This window comes from Salipiger sp. PrR003 (genome assembly GCF_010500785.1).
In the GTDB taxonomy this organism is placed as follows: Bacteria; Pseudomonadota; Alphaproteobacteria; order Rhodobacterales; family Rhodobacteraceae; genus Salipiger; species Salipiger pacificus_A.
Genome location: NZ_JAAGOV010000003.1, coordinates 1 through 1,985, shown reverse-complemented (window position 1 = coordinate 1,985; position 1,985 = coordinate 1). Strand labels below are relative to the sequence as shown.

General features: G+C 66.5%; 2 protein-coding genes. One reads left to right on the top strand and one right to left on the bottom strand.

The genetic code is table 11. The features are described from left to right. Positions 1 to 369: 369 nt before the first annotated feature. Positions 370 to 768, bottom strand: coding sequence for a Rid family hydrolase (locus G0D83_RS00030; protein ID WP_164188496.1), 399 nt, complete (start codon positions 766 to 768; stop codon positions 370 to 372). 123 nt (positions 769 to 891) lie between these two features. Between G0D83_RS00030 and G0D83_RS00025 the strand changes: the two genes are divergently transcribed. Then, positions 892 to 1,800 (top strand): LysR family transcriptional regulator, encoded by a 909-nt coding sequence (locus G0D83_RS00025; RefSeq protein WP_164188494.1) that lies wholly within the window; start codon positions 892 to 894, stop codon positions 1,798 to 1,800. Positions 1,801 to 1,985: the final 185 nt, after the last annotated feature.

Here is a 1,985-nt window from a genome sequence, read left to right as displayed (position 1 = left end):
GGGAGGATTTCCAACGCCGGCCGACCACTCGTCAAGCGGCACCGTTGCACCACGGCCCGCATCGAAAATCCTTCACCTCTGCGGACATTCGATCCAGGCGCAGCTGGTGGACGGTTCATCCCATTAGCCGCCGTTCAGTCGCTGGCCGATCGCTGGGGTGCAGCTTCACCAGACCGGCCATTCGTCCATCGCGCGGCATTCTCGAAGGATGAAGGTCGATAGGGGGGAGATTCCGGCCGTCGGAGATATTACATCCGACCGGCGGCATGGTTTCTCTTTGCGTCCCGACAAGTACGGGAAGTCGAGACGCGAGGCTGCTCGAACTGATTTTGCGGAACATGCACCCCGCTTGGTGTCACCGCCAGCGCATCAGTCGCGCAGCAGGACCTGCAATTCCATCTCGACCAGCAGACTTGGACCAGCCAGCGCCGCCACGCCAACACCCGTTAGCGATGGCGTGGCGCCTTTGCAGAAAGCGTTGAGCTGCGCGACGCAGATGCCCAACCGGACCTCGTCCAGGTCGACCACGTAGGCCCGAGCCAGGACGATGTCCTCTGTCGTCGCGTCCAGCGCCTCAAGCGCGGCACCAGCCTTGCGCATCACGTCTGCGACCTGCGCCTCGAAGCCCTCTGCCACGGCCTCCGCGCCAGCCACCTGGCCAGAGACGAAGGCCATGCGTCCCGGCTGCGCGATGGAAATCTGCGCGTAGCCGATGGCGCTCGTGTCGGGAAGGGAGGTCGGGTTGAGGCGAGTGATCCTGGCGGTCATCTAATGTCCTTTGCGTCGGGGCGGTCGAGGAGCTGCGCCCATGTGTCATGGCAGGGAGATACGATGCTTCCATTCGGGCTGGAAGTCCGTCACTTTTCTTGGGTCAATGAAAAGGAGTCATGAATGGCGCGTGACCGCCTCGATACCCTTGCCGCGTTGCGTGTGGTGGCCGAGCACGGCAGCTTCACCCGCGCGGCGGCCGAGCTGGGCGTGACGCAATCGGCGCTGAGCCATGCCATCCGGCGGCTGGAGGACGATATCGGCCAGCGGCTGTTGTCGCGCACCACGCGCTCGGTCGCGCCGACGACCGTGGGAGAGGCCCTGTTGGCTCGGCTCGGCCCTGCGCTCGACGAAATCACCGCGGCGCTGTCGCAGGTGGCCGCCGCGGCGGATCAGCCCTCTGGGCTGCTGCGCCTGACGATGGGGCGCGACGCCGCTGAACTGCTGGTCCTGCCGATGCTCCCGGCCTTCCGGGCCGCGCACCCCGGCATCCAGATCGAGATCGCCGCAACCGATGCACTGGAAGACCTGGTGCAGGGCCAGTTCGATGCCGGTATCCGCATGGGGGACAGGTTGGAGCAGGACATGATCGCCCGGCGCCTGACCGAGGAGACCCGGCCGGTGGTCGTCGCGGCGCCCGATTATCTTGACCGGGCCGGGCGGCCTGTCCGTCCGGAGGACCTGGCGGGGCATCCTTGCCTCGGCTACCGGATGCATTCGGCGCGCCGCGTGATGCCCTGGCGGTTCGTCGGGCCGACGGGTGAGGCGATGTTCCGGAATGCCACCACGATGGTGTTCAACGACGGAGCGTTGCTGCGGCAGGCCGCGATCCGGGGTCTGGGGCTGACCTGCCTGTGGCACCACATGGTAGCGGAGGACCTCGAGGCGGGCCGCCTGGAAAGCGTGCTGGACGACTGCATCGGACCCTTGCCGGGGTTCTATCTCTACTACCCGTCGCGCGAGGTGTCGCCGGCAATGTCCCTCTTTGCCGAGGCGCTGGTCGTGTGGTGCCGCAGCGCCCGTACGCCGTGACCGCAGTCAACAGATGCAGCCTGCGCGTGGGATCGTAGCGGTTCTGCCTGTGGCGTCGCAGCGGGGCAGGCACTTGGCAAACAGCAGCGGACTTCACTCACGGCCCAGGGACGAAGCCGCTCGCGCGGCAATGGCGCGTGTGGCTGGGGTGTGGGACTGATCGCCACCCTGTGCATTTGGGAATG